At 63.7% G+C, this 17738-nt stretch carries 18 protein-coding genes; 14 read left to right on the forward strand and 4 right to left on the reverse strand.

Translation table 11 applies throughout. The annotated features are described in order from the left end of the window. Positions 1-29: 29 nt before the first annotated feature. Positions 30-638, reverse strand: coding sequence for a TetR/AcrR family transcriptional regulator (locus tag HNO82_RS03680; RefSeq protein WP_008326155.1), 609 nt, complete (start codon positions 636-638; stop codon positions 30-32). Between the two features lie 225 nt (positions 639-863). Here HNO82_RS03680 and HNO82_RS03685 point away from each other — a divergent pair, with 225 nt between their 5' ends. The 6 genes from HNO82_RS03685 to HNO82_RS03710 are packed head-to-tail and all read left to right on the forward strand — an operon-like array spanning position 864 to position 6085. After that, a complete protein-coding gene (locus HNO82_RS03685; RefSeq protein WP_175342785.1) occupies positions 864-2174 on the forward strand; it encodes an NAD(P)/FAD-dependent oxidoreductase in 1311 nt (436 codons plus the stop codon). Continuing rightward, positions 2171-3025 (forward strand): DUF1365 domain-containing protein, encoded by an 855-nt coding sequence (locus HNO82_RS03690; protein WP_175342786.1) that lies wholly within the window; start codon positions 2171-2173, stop codon positions 3023-3025. Before HNO82_RS03685 ends, HNO82_RS03690 begins: the two co-directional genes overlap by 4 nt. After that, positions 3022-4233: a class I SAM-dependent methyltransferase gene (locus tag HNO82_RS03695; protein ID WP_175342787.1), complete on the forward strand. Its 1212-nt coding sequence runs from the start codon at positions 3022-3024 to the stop codon at positions 4231-4233. The genes HNO82_RS03690 and HNO82_RS03695 overlap by 4 nt, the downstream gene beginning before the upstream one ends. A gap of 3 nt (positions 4234-4236) precedes the next feature. Beyond that, positions 4237-4806 (forward strand): DUF3833 domain-containing protein, encoded by a 570-nt coding sequence (locus tag HNO82_RS03700; protein ID WP_175342788.1) that lies wholly within the window; start codon positions 4237-4239, stop codon positions 4804-4806. Then, positions 4803-5663, forward strand: a complete 861-nt coding sequence (locus HNO82_RS03705) for an SDR family NAD(P)-dependent oxidoreductase (RefSeq protein ID WP_175342789.1) — start codon at positions 4803-4805, stop codon at positions 5661-5663. Before HNO82_RS03700 ends, HNO82_RS03705 begins: the two co-directional genes overlap by 4 nt. Positions 5664-5665: 2 nt before the next feature. Further along, positions 5666-6085: a nuclear transport factor 2 family protein gene (locus HNO82_RS03710; protein ID WP_008326161.1), complete on the forward strand. Its 420-nt coding sequence runs from the start codon at positions 5666-5668 to the stop codon at positions 6083-6085. Here the strand turns inward: HNO82_RS03710 and HNO82_RS03715 are convergent, their stop codons facing one another. Continuing rightward, on the reverse strand, positions 6086-6802 hold the full coding sequence (locus tag HNO82_RS03715) for an MgtC/SapB family protein (RefSeq protein WP_008326162.1): 717 nt from the start codon (positions 6800-6802) through the stop codon (positions 6086-6088). It lies immediately after the preceding gene. A gap of 303 nt (positions 6803-7105) precedes the next feature. Here HNO82_RS03715 and HNO82_RS03720 point away from each other — a divergent pair, with 303 nt between their 5' ends. From HNO82_RS03720 to HNO82_RS03750, 7 genes are all read left to right on the forward strand, one after another. Further along, positions 7106-7993, forward strand: a complete 888-nt coding sequence (locus HNO82_RS03720) for an AraC family transcriptional regulator (RefSeq protein ID WP_249776923.1) — start codon at positions 7106-7108, stop codon at positions 7991-7993. Positions 7994-8161: 168 nt separating this feature from the next. Continuing rightward, positions 8162-9082: an ABC transporter substrate-binding protein gene (locus HNO82_RS03725; protein ID WP_008326164.1), complete on the forward strand. Its 921-nt coding sequence runs from the start codon at positions 8162-8164 to the stop codon at positions 9080-9082. Positions 9083-9140: 58 nt separating this feature from the next. After that, the gene (locus HNO82_RS03730) at positions 9141-10643 is read left to right on the forward strand and encodes a sugar ABC transporter ATP-binding protein (RefSeq protein ID WP_175342790.1); all 1503 of its coding nucleotides are present in this window, start codon (positions 9141-9143) and stop codon (positions 10641-10643) included. Next, on the forward strand, positions 10633-11619 hold the full coding sequence (locus HNO82_RS03735) for an ABC transporter permease (protein WP_034349824.1): 987 nt from the start codon (positions 10633-10635) through the stop codon (positions 11617-11619). The genes HNO82_RS03730 and HNO82_RS03735 overlap by 11 nt, the downstream gene beginning before the upstream one ends. A gap of 52 nt (positions 11620-11671) precedes the next feature. Then, entirely contained in the window at positions 11672-12403 is a 732-nt protein-coding gene (locus tag HNO82_RS03740) for an SDR family oxidoreductase (RefSeq protein ID WP_175342791.1), read from the forward strand. Positions 12404-12452: 49 nt separating this feature from the next. After that, on the forward strand, positions 12453-14099 hold the full coding sequence (locus tag HNO82_RS03745; protein ID WP_175342792.1) for an FGGY-family carbohydrate kinase: 1647 nt from the start codon (positions 12453-12455) through the stop codon (positions 14097-14099). Positions 14100-14113: 14 nt separating this feature from the next. Further along, the gene (locus HNO82_RS03750; RefSeq protein WP_008326170.1) at positions 14114-14839 is read left to right on the forward strand and encodes an SDR family oxidoreductase; all 726 of its coding nucleotides are present in this window, start codon (positions 14114-14116) and stop codon (positions 14837-14839) included. A 70-nt stretch (positions 14840-14909) separates the two neighbouring features. On the opposite strand, the gene HNO82_RS03755 is transcribed toward HNO82_RS03750, so the two are convergent. Next, entirely contained in the window at positions 14910-15125 is a 216-nt protein-coding gene (locus tag HNO82_RS03755; protein ID WP_008326171.1) for a YMGG-like glycine zipper-containing protein, read from the reverse strand. Positions 15126-15376: 251 nt separating this feature from the next. Between HNO82_RS03755 and HNO82_RS03760 the strand changes: the two genes are divergently transcribed. Then, positions 15377-16456, forward strand: coding sequence for an alpha/beta fold hydrolase (locus tag HNO82_RS03760; RefSeq protein WP_175342793.1), 1080 nt, complete (start codon positions 15377-15379; stop codon positions 16454-16456). A gap of 77 nt (positions 16457-16533) precedes the next feature. Here the strand turns inward: HNO82_RS03760 and HNO82_RS03765 are convergent, their stop codons facing one another. Further along, positions 16534-17694, reverse strand: coding sequence for a GGDEF domain-containing protein (locus HNO82_RS03765; protein WP_175342794.1), 1161 nt, complete (start codon positions 17692-17694; stop codon positions 16534-16536). Positions 17695-17738: the final 44 nt, after the last annotated feature.

Genomic DNA, 17738 nt, shown 5'->3' on the forward strand with positions numbered 1-17738 from the left:
GCCGCCCTCGAGCACGGCGGCTGTGCACGTCAGCGCGTGAAACCGTTGAAGGCCACGTGCAGCATGTATTTCACGATCTCGTCATCGCTCATCTTGCTGAACTTCTGCAGGTAATCCACCGCCGGGTCACAGGTGCGTGCGTAGTAGCTGTACAACACCACGTCGCTGGGCAGGGCGGCATCGAGCTCCCCATTCTTCTGCGCTTCCTTCACCAGCTTTTCCAGCTGGCCGTTGAGCTTGAGCACGCGCATGACGTACTTGACGTTGCGCATGAGCATCTCGCGCACATGCGCGCTGGTGGACGGCAGGAACGGCAGTCCGCCCTCCAGCCGCACCCGCAGCGCCCATTCCAGCATCGCTTCGAGCTTGCCGCGCGGGCTGGCGATGTGTTCGAGCTCCGCCAGCTGGTCGATGGCACCATCGATGAGGCGCAGCATGGTCTCGCCGATCAGCTCTTCCTTGGACTTGAAATGCTTGTACAGGCTGGGTTTGGAGATACCCACTGCACCAGCCACATCGTCCATGGTCATCAGGTCATAGCCCTTGCTGCCCAGTACCGACGTGGCCGCATCCAGGATGGCGTTCTCCCGTAATTTGAAGGCTTGGTCCTTGAAGCTCAGTTTGCCGAAAATACTCATTGGTAGTTTAAGTTACTAATTAGTAGATTTTATTTTTCTTTGGTAGTAATCTTAGCACCTAAATCAAGGATGAATAGCAAATAAGCGGCGCGACAGGCCAAAAAGGCCGGCCACAAGGCGCCGCCCCGGTCACCAAAGCAGCACGGGCCAGCAGGGCGGGGACGGTTTCCCACGGACTGGCAACGGCGGAACTTCAATAACAAAGACATAGGCGGGCAAGTTTTCATGACTCCAGACGTAGCAGCCAACGCGCCGGGCACAGGACAGCGCATCGCCGTCATCGGCGCCGGCATTTCCGGCCTGGCCAGCGCCTACCTGCTGGCGCGCAAGCATCAGGTGGTGCTGTTCGAGGCCGCGCCCACGCTGGGCGGTCACGCCAATACGGTGGAGATCGCCCCGGAGGGTGTGCCTTTCCCGGTCGATACCGGCTTCCTGGTCTTCAATGACTGGACCTATCCCAACCTGATTGCGCTGTTTGAGGAGCTCAAGGTCGAGACCTACGACACCGACATGTCCTTCGGCGTGTCGATGGATGAAGGGCGCTTCGAATGGGCCGGCACCAACCTCGATACCGTCTTCGCCCAGCGCCAGCGCCTGTTGCAGCCGTCTTTCCTGGGCATGCTGCGTGACATCCTGCGCTTCAATCGTGCGGCCCATACCAACCTGGCCGCCTGCGAAGGCCGACCGGTGAGCCTGCGCCAACTGCTCAAGGAGGGCGGTTATGGTGCCCTGTTCGGTGATGCCTATCTGATTCCGATGGCCGCGGCGATCTGGTCCAGTTCGCCTTCGGACATCCTGGATTTTCCGGCGGCGACCTTTTTGCGCTTCTGCATCAATCACGGCCTGCTGCAGGTCAACAACCGTCCGCGCTGGCGTACCGTGCGCGGCGGCTCGCGCGAGTACGTGCGGCGCATCGCCGCCACCCTGGACGATGTGCGCCTGGGCAGTCGTCTGGCCAGCGTCACCCGCAGCGAGCGGGGCGTGCTGGTGCGCAGTGGCGGTGCCGAACCCCGCGAAGAACAGTTCGATGCCGTGGTCTTCGCCACCCACGCGCCCCAGACCCTGGCCCTGCTGCAGGACGCCACCATCGAGGAGCACCAGGTGCTCGCGGCCGTGCGCTACCAGGCCAATACCGCCTGGCTGCACAGCGACGTCTCGCTCATGCCGCGCCTGGACAAGGTCTGGTCGGCCTGGAACTACCTCGGTTCGCGTCACGGCGATGGCAGCCGTGCGGTGTGCGTGAGCTACTGGTTGAATCGTCTGCAGGACCTGCCCTGCAAGACCGACATCGTGCTCACGCTGAACCCGCCGCAGCCACCGCATCCGGCCACCGTGATGGGCCGTTTCGATTACGAGCATCCGGTCTTCGACCAGCCCGCCATCGATGCCCAGCGCCGCCTGCCCGAGATCCAGGGCAAGCATCGCGCCTGGTTTGCCGGCGCCTGGACGGGTTACGGCTTCCATGAAGACGGCCTCAAATCGGCCCTGCGTGTAATCAAGGATTTCGGCGTAACGCCGGATTGGGCGTCCCCATGACTATTTCGCTGACCTCCCGCACTGACGCGCCCGCGCTGTTGCTGAGCGGACAGGTGATGCACCAGCGCCTGCGCCCGGTGCCGCACAAGTTTGTCTATCCGGTGTTCTGCGTGCGTCTCGATCTGGCGCGCCTCAACGAGACCGGCAATGCCTGGTTCGGCGTAAATCGCCGCCGTCCGATGTGCGTGCGTACGCGCGACTATGGTCCCCGTGATGGCAGCGATCTGTCGCACTGGGTACGCGCGCATCTGCAAGAGGCAGGCTTGCCGCACGATGGGACGATCTGGTTGCAGACCTTTCCGCGCCTGTTCGGCTTCGTTTTCAATCCGGTCAGCTTTTTCCTGTGCCACGACCGTGAGGGCCATCTGCGCGCCGTGCTGGCCGAGGTCAACAACACCTTCGGCGAGACCCAGCACTACCTGCTCTCTGCACCCGAACAGGGTGTCATCGATGAACACACGCGCTTGGTCTGCAACAAGCTGATGCACGTCTCGCCGTTCTGCGAAGTGCGCGGCTTCTATCGCTTCCGCTTCCGCGATCAATTGCGACATCCGGATGCCGGCGGCGATACCGCCTTCGTTGGCATCGATTATTACGACCACGGCCAACCTGCGCAGACAACACGCGGCCTGCAACCCCTGATGCGTACCTCCATCGGTGGCCGTTTGCACCCCCTGACTGCGGCCACGGCCTTCGGTGCGCTGTGTGCACAGCCACTGCTTACCCTGGGCGTGGTCGCCCGTATCCACTGGCAGGCCTTGCTGTTGTGGCGCAAGCGCGTGCCCTGGTTCAGCAAGCCTGAGCGCGCCGCCGCCGCAGGACCTTCTTCTGGAAAGGAAACCCTATCGTGAACCGCAGCCCCGCATTGCAGACTACCGGCCGTCGTGCCGGACCGATTTCGGCTCGCCTGTTCCTGGCGATGCTCGAGCGTCTCAACCACGGCCACCTGGAACTGATCACGCCCCACGGCACCACGCTGACCTTCGGCGATCTGCGCCAGCCACCCAGCGCGCAACTGCGCATCCTCGACTGGCGCGCCTGCGGTGCCATCCTGCGTGCCGGCGACATCGGCTTTGGTGAAGCCTACGGCAACGGCTGGGTGGATACCCCCGACCTGGCCGCACTGCTGCGCCTGGCCATGCGCAACCGCGCGGCGCTTTCCAGCGCCGTCGAGGGCGGACTCCTGGCCTCGCTGTGGTACCGTCTGCGTCACCTGCTGCGCTCCAATACACGCAGCGGCAGCCGTCGCAACATCCATGCGCACTACGACCTGGGCAATGATTTCTATCGTCTGTGGCTGGACCCGACGATGACCTATTCCTCCGCCATCTTCAGTGCGCCCGGCCAGAGCCTGGTGTCAGCCCAGGCCGCCAAGTACCAGCGCATCGTCGACCAGCTCGGCCTGCGCGCGGGGGACCGCGTCCTGGAAATCGGCTGCGGCTGGGGCGGTTTTGCCGAACACGCAGCGCGCCTGGGCATCCGCGTGCATGGTGTGACGATCTCGCCCTCGCAACTGGCCTTCGCTCAGGAACGCATGCGCCATCAGCAACTGGAGCATCTGGCGCATCTCGAACTGTGCGACTACCGCGATCTGGACGGCCAATACGATGCCATCGTCTCCATCGAGATGTTCGAGGCAGTCGGCGAGCGCTTCTGGCAGACCTATTTCGATACCGTCTCGGCGCGCCTGAAACCCGGCGGTCGTGCGCTGATCCAGTCGATCACCATCGATGAGGCCGTCTTCGAGCGCTATCGCGACAGTGCCGACTTCATCCGCGAATTCATCTTCCCGGGCGGCATGCTGCCCAGTCATGAGCGTTTCTCGCGCTGCGCCCAGCGTGCCGGCCTGGCCACGCGTGACCGTTTCCATTTTGGCCGTGACTATGCCGAGACCCTGCGTCGCTGGAACGATGCCTTCCAGTCCGAGCGCGAGACCATCGCCGCGCAAGGTTTCGATGAGCGCTTCCGCCGCCTGTGGCAGCTGTATTACGTGTTCTGCGAAGTCGGCTTCGATGAAGGGCAGACCGATGTGGTGCAATTCCTCTTGCAAAAGGAGTGAGTCATGGATGCCAAGCTGATGCGCCGGGACCTGCCCGCGCGCCTGTGGACCTGGTTGGGACTGGCGCTGCTGGCAGTGCTGCTGGGCGGTTGCGCCTCGCAACAATTGTCGGACTATGCAGGCAAGACACCGGTGTTCGATCCGGCGGTCTTCTTCAAGGGCCGCACGGAAGCCTGGGGCATGTTCCAGAAGCGCAGCGGCGAAGCGGCGCGGCGTTTTCACGTGGTCGTGACCGGCACCGTGGAGGGCAATACGCTCACGCTGGACGAGCGTTTCCGTTATGACGATGGCCAGACCCAGACCCGCATCTGGACCCTGGTACGCCAGCCCGACAACAGCTGGCGTGGACGTGCCGGTGACGTCATCGGCGAGGCCATCGGCCATACGGCCGGCAATGCGCTGCACTGGAATTACACGCTGCTGCTGCCGGTCGATGACAAGCAATACGAAGTCCAGATGGATGACTGGATGTACCAGATGGACGAGCGCACCCTCATCAACCGCACCAGCATGAGCAAGTTCGGTGTGGAAGTGGGCCAGGTCACGCTGTTCTTCCGCAAGGAGGGCGTATGAACACCCAGTCCAAGCCCTTGACCAAGGAGGCTGTCGGCGCCGCCGGCGAGCGCGCCCCGATCTCGCGCCCGGCCGTGTTGTTTGGTCCGATGAATCAACCGGTCAGTGACCTGCGCGGCCTGCGCATCTGGCTGGTCGGCGCCTCCAGCGGTATCGGCGCCGAGCTGGCCCGCCAGGCGTTGCAGGCCGGTGCCCGGGTGGCACTCTCGGCGCGCCGGGCCGATGTGCTGCAAGAGGTGGCGGCGGCCCACAAGAATGCCTTCATCGCGCCGCTGGACGTGCTCTGCCATGATGCCTGGCGCGACCAGCATGCGCGCATCGTGGAAGCCTTCGGCGGTGTCGATCTGCTGGTCTTCTGCGCGGCCAAGTATCGTCCCGAGCGCAGTTGGGAAGTCCAGGAAGACGAGGCCGAACACACCCTGCGCACCAACGTCGCCAGCGTCTATTCGGCATTGGGTGCGGCCTTGCCCGACATGCTGGCGCGCGGCAGCGGCGGCATTGCGCTGGTGGCCAGCGTGGCCGGTTATGTGGGGCTGCCGGGGGCGACCGTGTATGGGCCGGGCAAGGCCGCACTGATCAATCTGGCGGAAATTCTTTATAGTGATTTGCGGCCCAAGGGTTTGAACGTGTATCTGGTCAATCCGGGCTTCGTAAAGACCGACCTGACCGACAAGAACGACTTTCCCATGCCCGCCATCCAGACCCCGCAACAGGCCGCCACCGCCATCTGGCGCGGCATTGCCGAGGGCCGCTTCGAGATCCACTTCCCGCTGCGCTTCACGGCCTGGCTGAAGATCCTGCGGCTGCTGCCGTTCCGGCTGCGCTTCGTCCTGTTCCAGCGTTTTCTGTTGAGCTGACCATGCAGCACCTGGACCGTTTGCTGGACTGGTATGGCGCGCTGGACCCCGGCAGCCTGGAACGGATTGGTGAATTTTATTCACAAGAGGCCCTGTTCAAGGATCCCTTCAACGACATCAAGGGCCTGCGTTCCATCCGCGCCATCTTCGCGCACATGTTCGAGACCACGGAAGAGCCACGCTTCGTGATCCTGGAGCGCATGGGGCAGGGCGCACAGGGCTTTGCCACCTGGCGTTTCGAGTTCCGGCTCAAGGGCCGGTTCTACACGGTGCTGGGAGCGACGCATTTGCGCTTCGATGCAGCGGGGCTGGTCATCGAGCACCGCGACTACTGGGATGCGGCTGAAGAGCTGTGGCAGAAATTGCCGCTCATCGGCGGGCCGGTGAAGTGGTTGCGCGGCAAGTTCAGCGCTACTAATTGATCAATCGGTCGTACTGGGACTCCAGAACGCCTGTTTCACGGCCGGCAAGGCCAGCAGCCGCTCGACCAGCGCATCGAGCTCATCGCCATCCACGGAAGTGGCTGCCAGGGTGGCTTCGATTTCCACCTCATCATCGGTAAAGGGCCGCACATCCAGGTCGTGCGTAGGATGGCGGCTTTGCTCCAGCATGTCGGTCACGGCGGTCAGCACACGTTTCTGGTGTGCGCTCTCCACGATCAGGTGGAGGGTGTTGGTCACTTCCACCGAGGGCACGTCCAGCGGCTTGCGGTTGATGGTATTGACCACCGGGCGCAGCAGGGTATTGGCGGCCAGCACGAAGAGGGTCGCCAGGATCGCTTCCAGGATCAGGTCCGCGCCCGCTGCCGCACCGACCGCCGCCGAGCCCCACAAGGTGGCGGCGGTGTTGATGCCGCGCACATTGCCTTCCTCGCGCATGATCACGCCCGCGCCCAGAAAACCGACGCCCGAGACCACATAGGCCACCACATGGACCGCGCCGTCATGCCCGCCCAGGCGGTTGGCCATGTCCACGAAGACCGCCGCCCCCAGCGCCACCAGCACATTGGTGCGCAGGCCGGCAGTACGCTGCCGGTACTGGCGTTCCAGGCCGATCAGGCCACCCAGCACGAAGGCGGCGGTGAGGCTGATGAAGGTATCGAGCAGGGAATCGAGATTGATGTTGGCCAGGATTTGCATGGGACTTCCGGTACGTTCAGGGGGGACGGCGCGCGGTGTGCGCTGCGCCATGGTGCGCGATGATGCCCCTTCAATGCAACAGGGGCATGACAAATCGGGCGCAGACGGAGCCCGGAGGGCCGTTTTGCTGCCGTGCATCGTATTTCATTCTCTTTGTTCAAAAATGCAAAAAAGTATCAGTCCCTCTTCGCTGGTGATGTAGAAGCCCCAGCCAGACGGGCACTAAGATGCAGTACATGGCGAAAACTGACAACAGCGATTTGTCAGATTCCACAAAGAAAATGCTCTCGATTGAGAGGAGACATGATGCAGCCCGACCTGGAACTGGTCCATATCCGCAAGGGGGAATCCTTTGCGGCATGGATGCACGGCTACCCCTTCCGTACCGTGCGCTGGCACTACCATCCGGAGTACGAGATCCACCTGGTGGTGGCGACCTCGGGCCGTTTCTATGTTGGTGACCACATCGGCGATTTCGCGCCCGGCCAGCTGGTGATGACCGGTCCCAATCTGCCGCAGAACTGGATTTCCAATATCGGCCGCGATGAAGTGGTGCCGGTGCGCTCGCTGGTGATCCAGTTCCCCGAGCAACTGGTAGACCAGTGCGCGGCCAGTATCCCCGAGATGGACGCCATCATGCCGCTACTGGAGCGCAGCCATCGCGGCCTGCTCTTCGATGCCGCCACCAGCGATATGGTGCGCCCGCTGATACAGCGACTGATCGATCAGCGCGGCCTGAAACGGCTGGCGTTGTTCTGGGAAATCCTCGACGTGTTGGCCAATTCGCCCGAACCCGAAGTGCTGGCCAGTCTCTCCTACAAGCTCGATCTCTCCGGCGTGAACAGCAGCGGCCTCAATCGCGCCATCGCCTATCTGCGCGAGCACCTCACCGATGACATCGGCGAACAGGACCTGGCCGACATGGTGGGGCAGAACCTGAGTACCTTCTCGCGCGCCTTCAAGCGGCACACCGGGACCACGCTGGTACGCTACAAGAACCAGCTGCGCGTGGACCTGGCCTGCCTGGCCCTGCTCAACAATCCGGAGGCGCGCATCACCGACATCTGCTACGAGACCGGGTTTTCCAATCTCTCCAATTTCAACCGGCACTTCCAGAAGATCAAGGGCATGTCGCCTTCGGAGTTCCGCAATACCTTTGCCAGCAATGGCCTCTTTGCCGCCACCGGATAGCGTCGGCGGAATCTGCGAAATCATTTAGATCATTTCCCTGATCCGGGGAAACCGCATTCAGGAAAGCCCCCGCTTTCCGGAACAGGACAGGTGTCGCCTGTCACTTCGTAACGAGCATGCCGGGCAATCCCGTCATCAAGCACACGACCAACAACAATGGAGACTGCAATGAAGAAAGCACTGACCGCACTGGCCCTGTCCACCGCCACGCTGGTGGCCTTCACCGCACCGGCAGGCGCGCAGGAACTGTCCAGGCTCAAGATCGGCATGAGCTTCCAGGAAATGAACAACCCCTATTTCGTCTCGATGAAGAAGGCGCTCGATGAGGCCGCCAAGTCCTTCGGCGCCAAGGTCATCGTCACCGATGCTGCCCACAACGTGGCCAAGCAGATCGCCGATATCGAAGACATGTTGCAACAGAACATCGACATTCTGCTCATCAACCCGACCGACTCCGCTGGCGTGGAAGCGGCAGTGAAAGCGGCCAAGGCGCGCAACGTGATCGTTGTGGCGGTCGATGCCAATGCCTCCGGCCCGGTGGACATGTTCGTCGGTTCCAAGAACAAGGATGCCGGGTATCAGTCCTGTCGCGCACTGGCCGATGCCATCGGCGGCAAGGGCGAGGTGGCTATCCTCGACGGCATCCCCGTGGTGCCCATCCTGCAGCGCGTGGAAGGTTGCAAGCAGGCCCTGGCCGAGTACAAGGACATCAAGCTGGTGGCCACCCAGAACGGCCGTCAGGACCGCTCGGTGGCGCTGGGCGTGGTGGAGAACATGATCCAGGCGCGCCCCAACCTCAAGGGCATCTTCTCCGTCAATGACGGTGGTGCCATGGGCGCACTGGCGGCCATCCAGGGTAGCGGCAAGGATATCAAGCTCACTTCGGTGGATGGTGCGCCGGAAGCGGTCAAGGCCATTGCCGATGGCGGCCCCTTCATCGAGACCACCGCGCAGTTCCCGCGTGACCAGGTGCGCGTGGGCCTGGCCATGGCCCTGGCCAAGAAATGGGGCGCGCGCGTGGTGCCCAAGGAAGTGCCCATCGACGTCATGCCGGTGACCAAGAAGAACGCGGCCGGCTTCAGCTGGTAAGCCGCCGGTGCGGCAGCCATGCGTTGCCGCACCTTCCTTTCCCTCGATGGAGGCAGCCATGCTCCAACTGACTGGTATCAAGAAGAACTTTGGCCCCGTGACGGTGCTGCGCGGTGTCGATCTGGAGGTACGTGCCGGAGAAGTCCACGCGTTGCTGGGTGAGAACGGCGCGGGCAAGTCCACGCTGATGAAGATCCTCTGCGGCATCGTCGCGCCGGACGGCGGCGAGATCCGCATCGATGGTGAACCGCGCCGCTTCGCCCGCTATCACGAAGCCATCGCAGCGGGCGTCGGTGTGGTGTTTCAGGAGTTTTCACTGATCCCCTATCTGGATGCGGTGGACAACATGTTCCTCGCCCGCGAACTGCGCGGTAGGTTCGGCCTGCTGCAACGCGCGGCCATGAAGCGTCGTGCGGCGCAGATCATCGCGCAACTGGGCGTGGAGATTGCTTTGGATGTGCCCGTGTGCAGGCTCTCGGTGGCGCAGCAACAGTTTGTCGAGATCGCCAAGGCACTGGCACTCGACGCTCGCATCCTGGTGCTGGATGAACCGACCGCAACCCTCACCCCCGGTGAGGTCGAGCACCTCTTCAAGGTCATGCGCGGCTTGCGCGAACAGGGGGTGGCGATCATTTTCATCTCGCATCATCTGGAAGAAATCTTCGAGATCTGCGACCGCATCACCGTGCTGCGCGATGGTGCATACATCGGCACCTGCGCCGTGAGCGAAGTGGATCAGGCGCAGCTGGTAGAGATGATGGTCGGACGGCGCATCGAGAACTGTTTTCCGCCCAAGCCTGTGGCCGCGCCCGAAGACGATGTGGTGCTGGAGGTCCAGGCACTGCAGTTGAAACGTCATGGCCCGGTGTCGCGCTTCCAGTTGCGACGCGGCGAGATCCTGGGCTTTGCCGGTCTGGTCGGGTCCGGACGCACCGAGACCGTGCTGGCCATGCTGGGCGCGCATCCGGCGGTGCAGTGCCAGCTCTCCATGCGTGGTGTGCCGCTGCGCTTTGCCGATCCGGCGCAAGCGCTGCAGGCCGGCATCGGTTTGCTGCCGGAGAGTCGCAAGGAGCAGGGACTCATCACCAGCTTCCCCATCCTGCACAACATCTCGCTGAACAACTACGGCAAGTATCGGTGTGGTGGCCTCTTCCTCGACCGTCAACGTGAAGCCGACGCCACGCGCACGGCCATGCAGCGTGTGCGGGTGAAGGCACCGGATGCGCATGCGCGGGTCGATACGCTGTCCGGCGGTAACCAGCAGAAGGTGGTGATCGCGCGCTGGATCAATCACCACATGCAGGTGCTGATCTTCGATGAACCGACGCGCGGCATCGATGTGGGTGCCAAGGCCGAGATTTACCAGCTCATGCGCGAATTCACCGCGCAGGGCTATTCCATCATCATGATTTCTTCCGAGTTGCCGGAGGTGGTCGGCATGGCCGACCGGGTCTGCGTCTTCAAGGGCGGCGGCATCGTGGCCACCGTCGAAGGCGATGCCGTGACCGCCGAGGAAATCATGACCCATGCAACCAGCGGGAGACTTCACCATGCAGCATGACGCAAACGCTCTCGGCGCCGCCCCCGTGCACGCCGCTTCCCGGGCGCGCTGGCGCGCCCTGATCCATTCACCACTGGCGCTGCCGCTGGCCGGGCTGGTGGTGGTGTCGCTACTCATGGGGCTGGCCTCGGACAGTTTCTTTACCGTCTCCAACTGGCTCAACGTGCTGCGCCAGGTGTCCATTGTCGGCATCCTCGCCGTGGGCATGACTTTCGTCATCCTCACGGGCGGCATCGATCTGTCGGTCGGTGCGGCCATGGCATTGGCCGGTACCTTGTCGGCCGGGCTGATCGTCAACAGCGGCCTGCCCGCACCGGTGGCACTGCTGGCCGGGGTGGCGCTGGCGGTGGCTATCGGCCTGCTCAACGGCGCACTGGTGGCCTGGGGCCGCATGCCGGCCATCATCGTCACGCTGGCCACCATGGGCGTGGCACGCGGGGTCGGGCTGATCTACTCGGGCGGCTATCCGATCTCGGGGCTGCCGGGCTGGATCTCGTGGTTCGGCGTGGGGCGCATCGGCATGATCCCGGTGCCGGTGATCCTGATGCTGGTGGTCTATGCCCTGGCGTGGGTGCTGTTGCAGCGCACGCCCTTTGGTCGCCATGTGTATGCCATCGGCGGCAATGAGATGGCAGCGCGTTTGTCAGGCGTGAAGACTACGCGCATCAAGCTGGCGGTGTATGCGATTTCCGGTTTCACCTCGGGGCTGGCGGCCATCATCCTCACGGGCCGCCTGATGTCAGGCCAGCCCAATGCGGGTGTGGGTTTCGAACTGGATGCGATTGCCGCCGTGGTGCTGGGCGGCACGGCCATCGCCGGTGGGCGCGGGCTGGTGGTGGGCACGCTCATCGGTGCGGTGCTGCTGGGCATCCTCAACAATGGCCTGAACCTGATGGGCATCAATCCCTACCTGCAGGACATCATTCGCGGCGTGATCATCCTGCTGGCGATCTATATCGCCAGGGAATGGCGTTGAGCAATTCCATTCCTTTTATTCATACTTGATTTCATTCACAAGGAGACAGAACATGACACTATCCCTGACCGGCAAGATCGCCGTCATCACGGGCGCCGCCTCCGGCATTGGCCTTGCCACCACCGAAAAACTGCTGGCCAATGGCGTGACCGTGGTCATGGTGGACTGGAATGCCAAGGCCCTGGAAGCACTGGCCGCACGCCTCGGTCCCAAGGCCATCGCGCAGGTGACCAATCTGCTGGATGCCGACAGCTGCGCGGCGATGGTGCCGGAGATCCTCAAGAAGGTCGATCACATCGACATCCTCTACTGCAATGCCGGTACCTATATCGGCGGCGAGCTGGTGGACACCACGCCCGAGGCCATCGACAAGATGCTCAATCTCAACGTCAACGCCGTGATGAAGAACGTGCATGCGGTGGCGCCGCACATGATGGAGCGCAAGAGCGGCGACATCATCGTCACCTGCTCGGTGGCCGGGCATTTCCCGACTTACTGGGAGCCGGTTTATGCGGGCTCCAAATGGGCCATCACCTGTTTCGTGCAGACCATGCGGCGCCAGATGATCCCGCATGGCATACGGGTGGGACAGGTTTCTCCGGGACCGGTGATCTCGGCGCTGCTGGCCGACTGGCCCGAAGAGAACCTGCGCAAGGCGAAGGAATCCGGCAGCCTGATCGAGCCTTCCGAAGTGGCCGATGCGGTGGAGTACATGCTGACCCGCAATCGCAACGTGACCATCCGCGATATGCTCGTGCTGCCCACCAATTTCGACCGCGTGTGAGTGCAATGCACGCGGCAGGGTGGTCCCTTCAGGCAACCAGCGAGGAAAGATGGAAACCTATCTGATCGGCATCGATGTCGGAACCGGTTCGGCCCGGGCCGGCGTATTTGATCGTAGCGGCACGTTGTGTGGCAGCGCCCGACATGACATCGATCTTTTCCGCGACGAGCGCCGTGCGCGCGTCGAACAATCCAGCGCCCAGATATGGGATGCGGTATGTCATGCGGTGCGCGCCGCGGTCGCTACGGCCGGCATCGATCCGGCCAGCGTCACCGGTATCGGTGTCGATGCCACCTGTTCGCTGGTGGTGCAAGGCGCACCGGCGGGCGTGGGCGATGCGGACCATCCCGAGCGCGACGTCATCGTGTGGATGGATCATCGCGCGCTGGAGCAGGCACAGCGCATCAATGCTGGCGGGCATGCGGTGCTGTCCTATGTGGGCGGCGTGATTTCGCCGGAGATGGAAACACCCAAGCTGCTGTGGCTGAAGGAACACCTGCCGGCGGTATATCACGGGGCGGCGCATTTTTTCGACCTCACCGATTTCCTGACATGGAAGGCGACCGGATCCTTGCAGCGCTCATCCTGCACCGTCACCTGCAAGTGGACTTATCTGGCCCATGAAGGGCGCTGGGATGCCGACTACTTCCGTCGCATCGGCCTGGGTGATCTGGCCGACCAGGGGTTTGCACGCATCGGCCAGGAAGTGGTGTGGCCCGGTACGGCATTGCGCGGCGGCTTGTCCGGGCAGGCCGCGCAGGCGCTGCAGTTGCGACCCGGTATTGCGGTGGCTGCCGGACTCATCGATGCGCACGCCGGTGGTGTGGGCACGGTGGCCGCGCGCGGCGGTGCCGGGGATGCGGCAGCCTGCATGGCCTATGTGTTCGGAACCTCGTCCTGCACCATGACCAGCAATGCCGAGGCCGTCTTCGTGCCCGGCGTGTGGGGCCCGTATTACAACGCCATGGCACCCGGCATGTGGCTGAACGAAGGTGGACAGTCCGCTGCGGGTGCGGCCATTGATCACCTGTTGCGGCTGCATCCGGCCACGCCGCAAGCGCGCCAGCAAGCCGCCGCCGAGGGCATGGAGTTGCCGCAGTGGCTGGCCGCGCGGGCGCTTGCCGCTGTTGCACAACCGGCGCAGGCGGTCTGGCTGGCCGGGCAGATCAACGTGGTGCCGGAATTCCTCGGCAACCGTTCACCGCTGGCTGATCCGCAGGCGCGCGCGCTGTTGCTGGGGCTGGGCATGGAACACGACATCGACAGCCTGGTGGCGTTCTACGTAGCCGGTTTGTGCAGCCTGGGCTACGGTTTGCGCCAGATCATCGAGGCGCAGGCGGCGTGTGGGGTGCGCATTGCCAGCATCGCGGTCTCGGGTGGCGCCGGTACGCATGCGCTCACCCGCCAGTTGCTGGCCGATGCCACCGGTCTGCCGGTGGAAATCACCGCCTGCCCGGAGCCGGTGCTGCTGGGATCGGCCATGCTGGCCGCTGTCGCTGCCGGTACCCATGCCGACCTGAAGACGGCCATGGCCGCCATGTCCAGCGTGGCCGGACGCAACGCCCCGGTGGGGGAGGCCATCGGCCAACTGCACCAGGCGCGTTATCAGGCCTTTCTCAACAGCCAGCAACTGGCGCGCGAGGTGCGCGACAGCCTGGCCCCGCTGCTGGCGGCGCAGTCCGCCACCGCGCATTGAACAAGGAAACCCGGATGGAATTTTCAGGAACATCGGTCATCATCACCGGCGCCGGCAAGGGTATAGGACGCGCCTGCGCGCGGCTGATGGCACAACGAGGGGCCGAGGTGATCGCCCTGTCGCGCACCGCCAGCGATCTGGCCAGCCTGCGCGAGGAAATCGGCGCTCGTTCGATCCAGGTCGACCTGGCCGATCCTGCCGCCGCCCGGCGCGCCATGGCGCAGGCCGGCACGGCGGATTTTCTCATCAACAGTGCCGGCATCAACGTGCTCCAATCCAGTACCGAGATGAGCGATGAAGCCTACGAGGCCGTTCTGGGAGTGAATCTGCGCGCCGCCCTCATCACCTGCCAGGCCTTCGCGCGGGCGCGCATGGCCGCCGGGGGAGGCGGCGCCATCGTCAACATCAGCTCGATTGCAGGTCATCGCGGCTTTGCCGAGCATCTTTGCTATGCCGCCTCCAAAGCCGGTCTGGAGGGCGCGACGCGGGTCCTGGCCAAGGAACTGGGGGCCTATGGCATCCGCGTCAATGCGGTGGCTCCGACCATCACCCTGACCGAACTGGCCGAGGCGGCCTGGAGCGATCCGGCCAAGTCGGCACCGATGATGGTGCGCCATCCGCTACAGCGCTTCGCCAGCGCCGAGGACGTGGCGCGCAGCATCGCCATGTTGCTCTCGGCGGATGCCGCCATGCTCACGGGTGCAGTGGTGCCGGTCGATGGCGGCTTCCTGGCGGCGTAGGCCCTGCAGACGCAACAAGGGCGGCCCGAAGACCGCCCTTGCAAGGGGCTGGTAGCCGTCCGGAGTCGGCTCAACGGCCGATCTGATGGCCGATGATGCCGCCCACGGCCGCACCGCCGGCAGTACCGATGCCGCTGCCACCGGTCAGGATGGCGCCGCCCACGGCGCCTACGGTGGCGCCGATGGCAGTGTTCTTGTCGCGGGTGCTCATGTTGCTGCAGCCGGTCATGGCGGTCAGCGCGATGGCAGTGATGGAAATGGCAGCGATCTTGTGCAGTGTTTTCATGATTTTTTTCCTGATCGAAAGTTGGGCTGGTTCCCGAAGTTTTTTGAATGAGGGCCCGGCTCGCGCAGGCTGCCTCAGAGAGGCAGGCGAAGGCGAGCGGACAAGGCAATAGACCAGCTTGTTCTCGAAAAGATTCGAGTTGCAACACGTTCTCTTACAGTTGTTACATACTTTGGCCTGCGTCCTACCATCCCTTGGGAAGAGGGGTAGCAGGCGTGTATTTTTCATAATAACCAGACCAGAGAGACCTCATGACCCTGACCTCAAGCCTGCGCCGGGCGGCCCGCCTGCTGCTCACCTCTTCCGTGCTCCTGCTGGGAGCCGCTCCCGTGCATGCCGCCGAACCGCTCAAACCGGTCGAAGGCAGCTGGGTGGCACCGCGCTTCCAGTTCCATACCGGCCAGACGCTGGAGGACCTGCGGCTGCACTACATCACGCTGGGGGAACGCAGCAACCCGGCGGTGTTGGTGCTGCATGGTACCTACCAGAGCGCTGGTGCGATGCTGTCCAAGGACTTCGGCGGCCAGCTGTTCGGTCCCGGCCAGCCGCTGGACGCCGGCAAGTATTTCATCATCATTCCGGACGGCATCGGCGTGGGCAAGTCCAGCAAGCCTTCCGACGGACTGCGCGCGGCCTTCCCGCAATACAACTATGACGACATGGTGCTGGCGCAATACCGCATGCTGACCGAGGGCATGGGCATTACGCACCTGCGCCTGATCATTGGCAATTCCATGGGCGGCATGCAGACCTGGCTGTGGGGCGCTACCCATCCGGGCTTTGCCGATGGGCTGGTGCCGATGGCGTCCCAGCCTACCGAGATGGCCAGCCGCAACTGGATGATGCGGCGCATGCTGGTGGAATCCATCAAGCAGGACCCGGCCTGGAACAATGGCAACTACACCACCCAGCCGCCCTCGCTGCGCCTGGCCAACAACATGTTCATCATTGCCACCAATGGCGGCACGCTGGCCTACCAGGCCAGCGCCGGCACCCATGCCCAGGCCGACAAGCTGGTCGATCAGCGCCTGGCCGCGCCGGTGACGGCGGACGCCAATGACTTCATCTACCAGTGGGGTTCCTCGGCCGATTACAACGCCGCGCCGGGCCTGTCGAAGATCAAGGTGCCGGTGCTGGCCATCAATTCCGCCGACGATGAACGCAACCCGCCCGAGACCGGCCTCATGCAGGCCGCATTGAAGGAAGTGCCGAGTGCGCAATTGCTGCTCATCCCCGCCAGTACCGAGACACGCGGCCACGGTACCACCGGCATGGCGCGCTTCTATGCGCGCGAACTGGGGCAGTTCATCCAGGGCTTGCCCACCCGCTGACGCGCAGCCCTGCCACGTCGGGGGGACGGATCTTCACCAGCGGTCTGCCCCCGGGCTTGCGGGCGAGCCTGCATCGCCTATCCGGCGGTATAGAGTTCATATCCGCTCTTGCCCCGGTGCTTGACGTGATACATGGCGGCATCGGCCTGCTCCAGGAGTCGCGACAGGTCTTGCCCGTGGCTGGGATAAAGGCTGATGCCGATGCTGGCCCCCAGCACGAATTGCTGCTGCCCGACCTCGATGGGGGCAGCCAGCTTGGCCAGCAGCTTCTTGGCGATTTCCGGGGCCTGGTCCTGGCGTTCCAGTTGGGTGGCGATCACGGTGAATTCATCGCCGCCCAGGCGCGCGCAGATGTCGGTGCTGCGCACGGCTTCCTTCAAGCGCTGCGCCACGCACATGAGCACCTTGTCGCCGACCGCATGACCGGCCTGGTCATTGACGGGTTTGAAGTTGTCCAGGTCGATGTAATACACCGCCACCAGGTGATGCGGTCGGGTGGCCAGCAGCAGCGCCTGGTCGAACAGGTTGTTCATGAAATGCTTGTTGTAGAGGCCAGTGAGTGGATCCTTGAAGGCCATCTTGAGTGCCTTTTCCTCGGCCTGGATCAGGCGCCGGTGGAACAGTGCCAGGATGGCCGTGAGCAGGCTCATGTACAGCAGCGCCACCAGCGCCGTGCCCAGCAGAAAGCCATAGCGCAGCCAGGGAGCATAGAGCGATCCGACCAGTCCGCCGCAGGCCCAGTGCAGCATCAGGGCGATGGCGGCGGTGGCCATGCAGCGGCGCATGAGCGGCGGACAGTCGAGGTCGTCGCGCAGGATCATCCAGCACAGGCTGCCCAGCGCAACCACGTTGAAGAGGGCATAGCTGGTGCTCTTGATGAGCGGCAGGGCCAGCTGGTTGTCGGACCACAGCATCCACAGTTCGGCGATGATGGCCGCCAGGCTGACCAGCCGTACCAGCCGGGTGCGATGCCCAAGATCGAAGAAGCGCACGAAGCCGATCACCAGCAACACTTTTTCCAGGATCAGGAAGCTCCCGTACACCGGACTGGCCAGGGCGCGCTCGCCCAGTGGCGCCAGGTAGAGCACTGCCAGTCGTCCCACCAGGGCACAGCCGATGGCGGCAGCGAACCAGTTGGCACCGGGAGGAGTGCGCGGGATGCGCGCGGCCAGCAGGAACAGCGCAATGAAGACGCAATACACTCCAGCCCCGAAGGCGTGCACGATCTGATAATGCATAGCGTCCCCTTGCGCTTTGCCATCCGCCTGTCCCCAGGGCCTGA

Origin of the sequence: Herbaspirillum sp. C9C3 (assembly GCF_013359625.1) — a bacterium.
GTDB lineage: Bacteria > Pseudomonadota > Gammaproteobacteria > Burkholderiales > Burkholderiaceae_D > Herbaspirillum.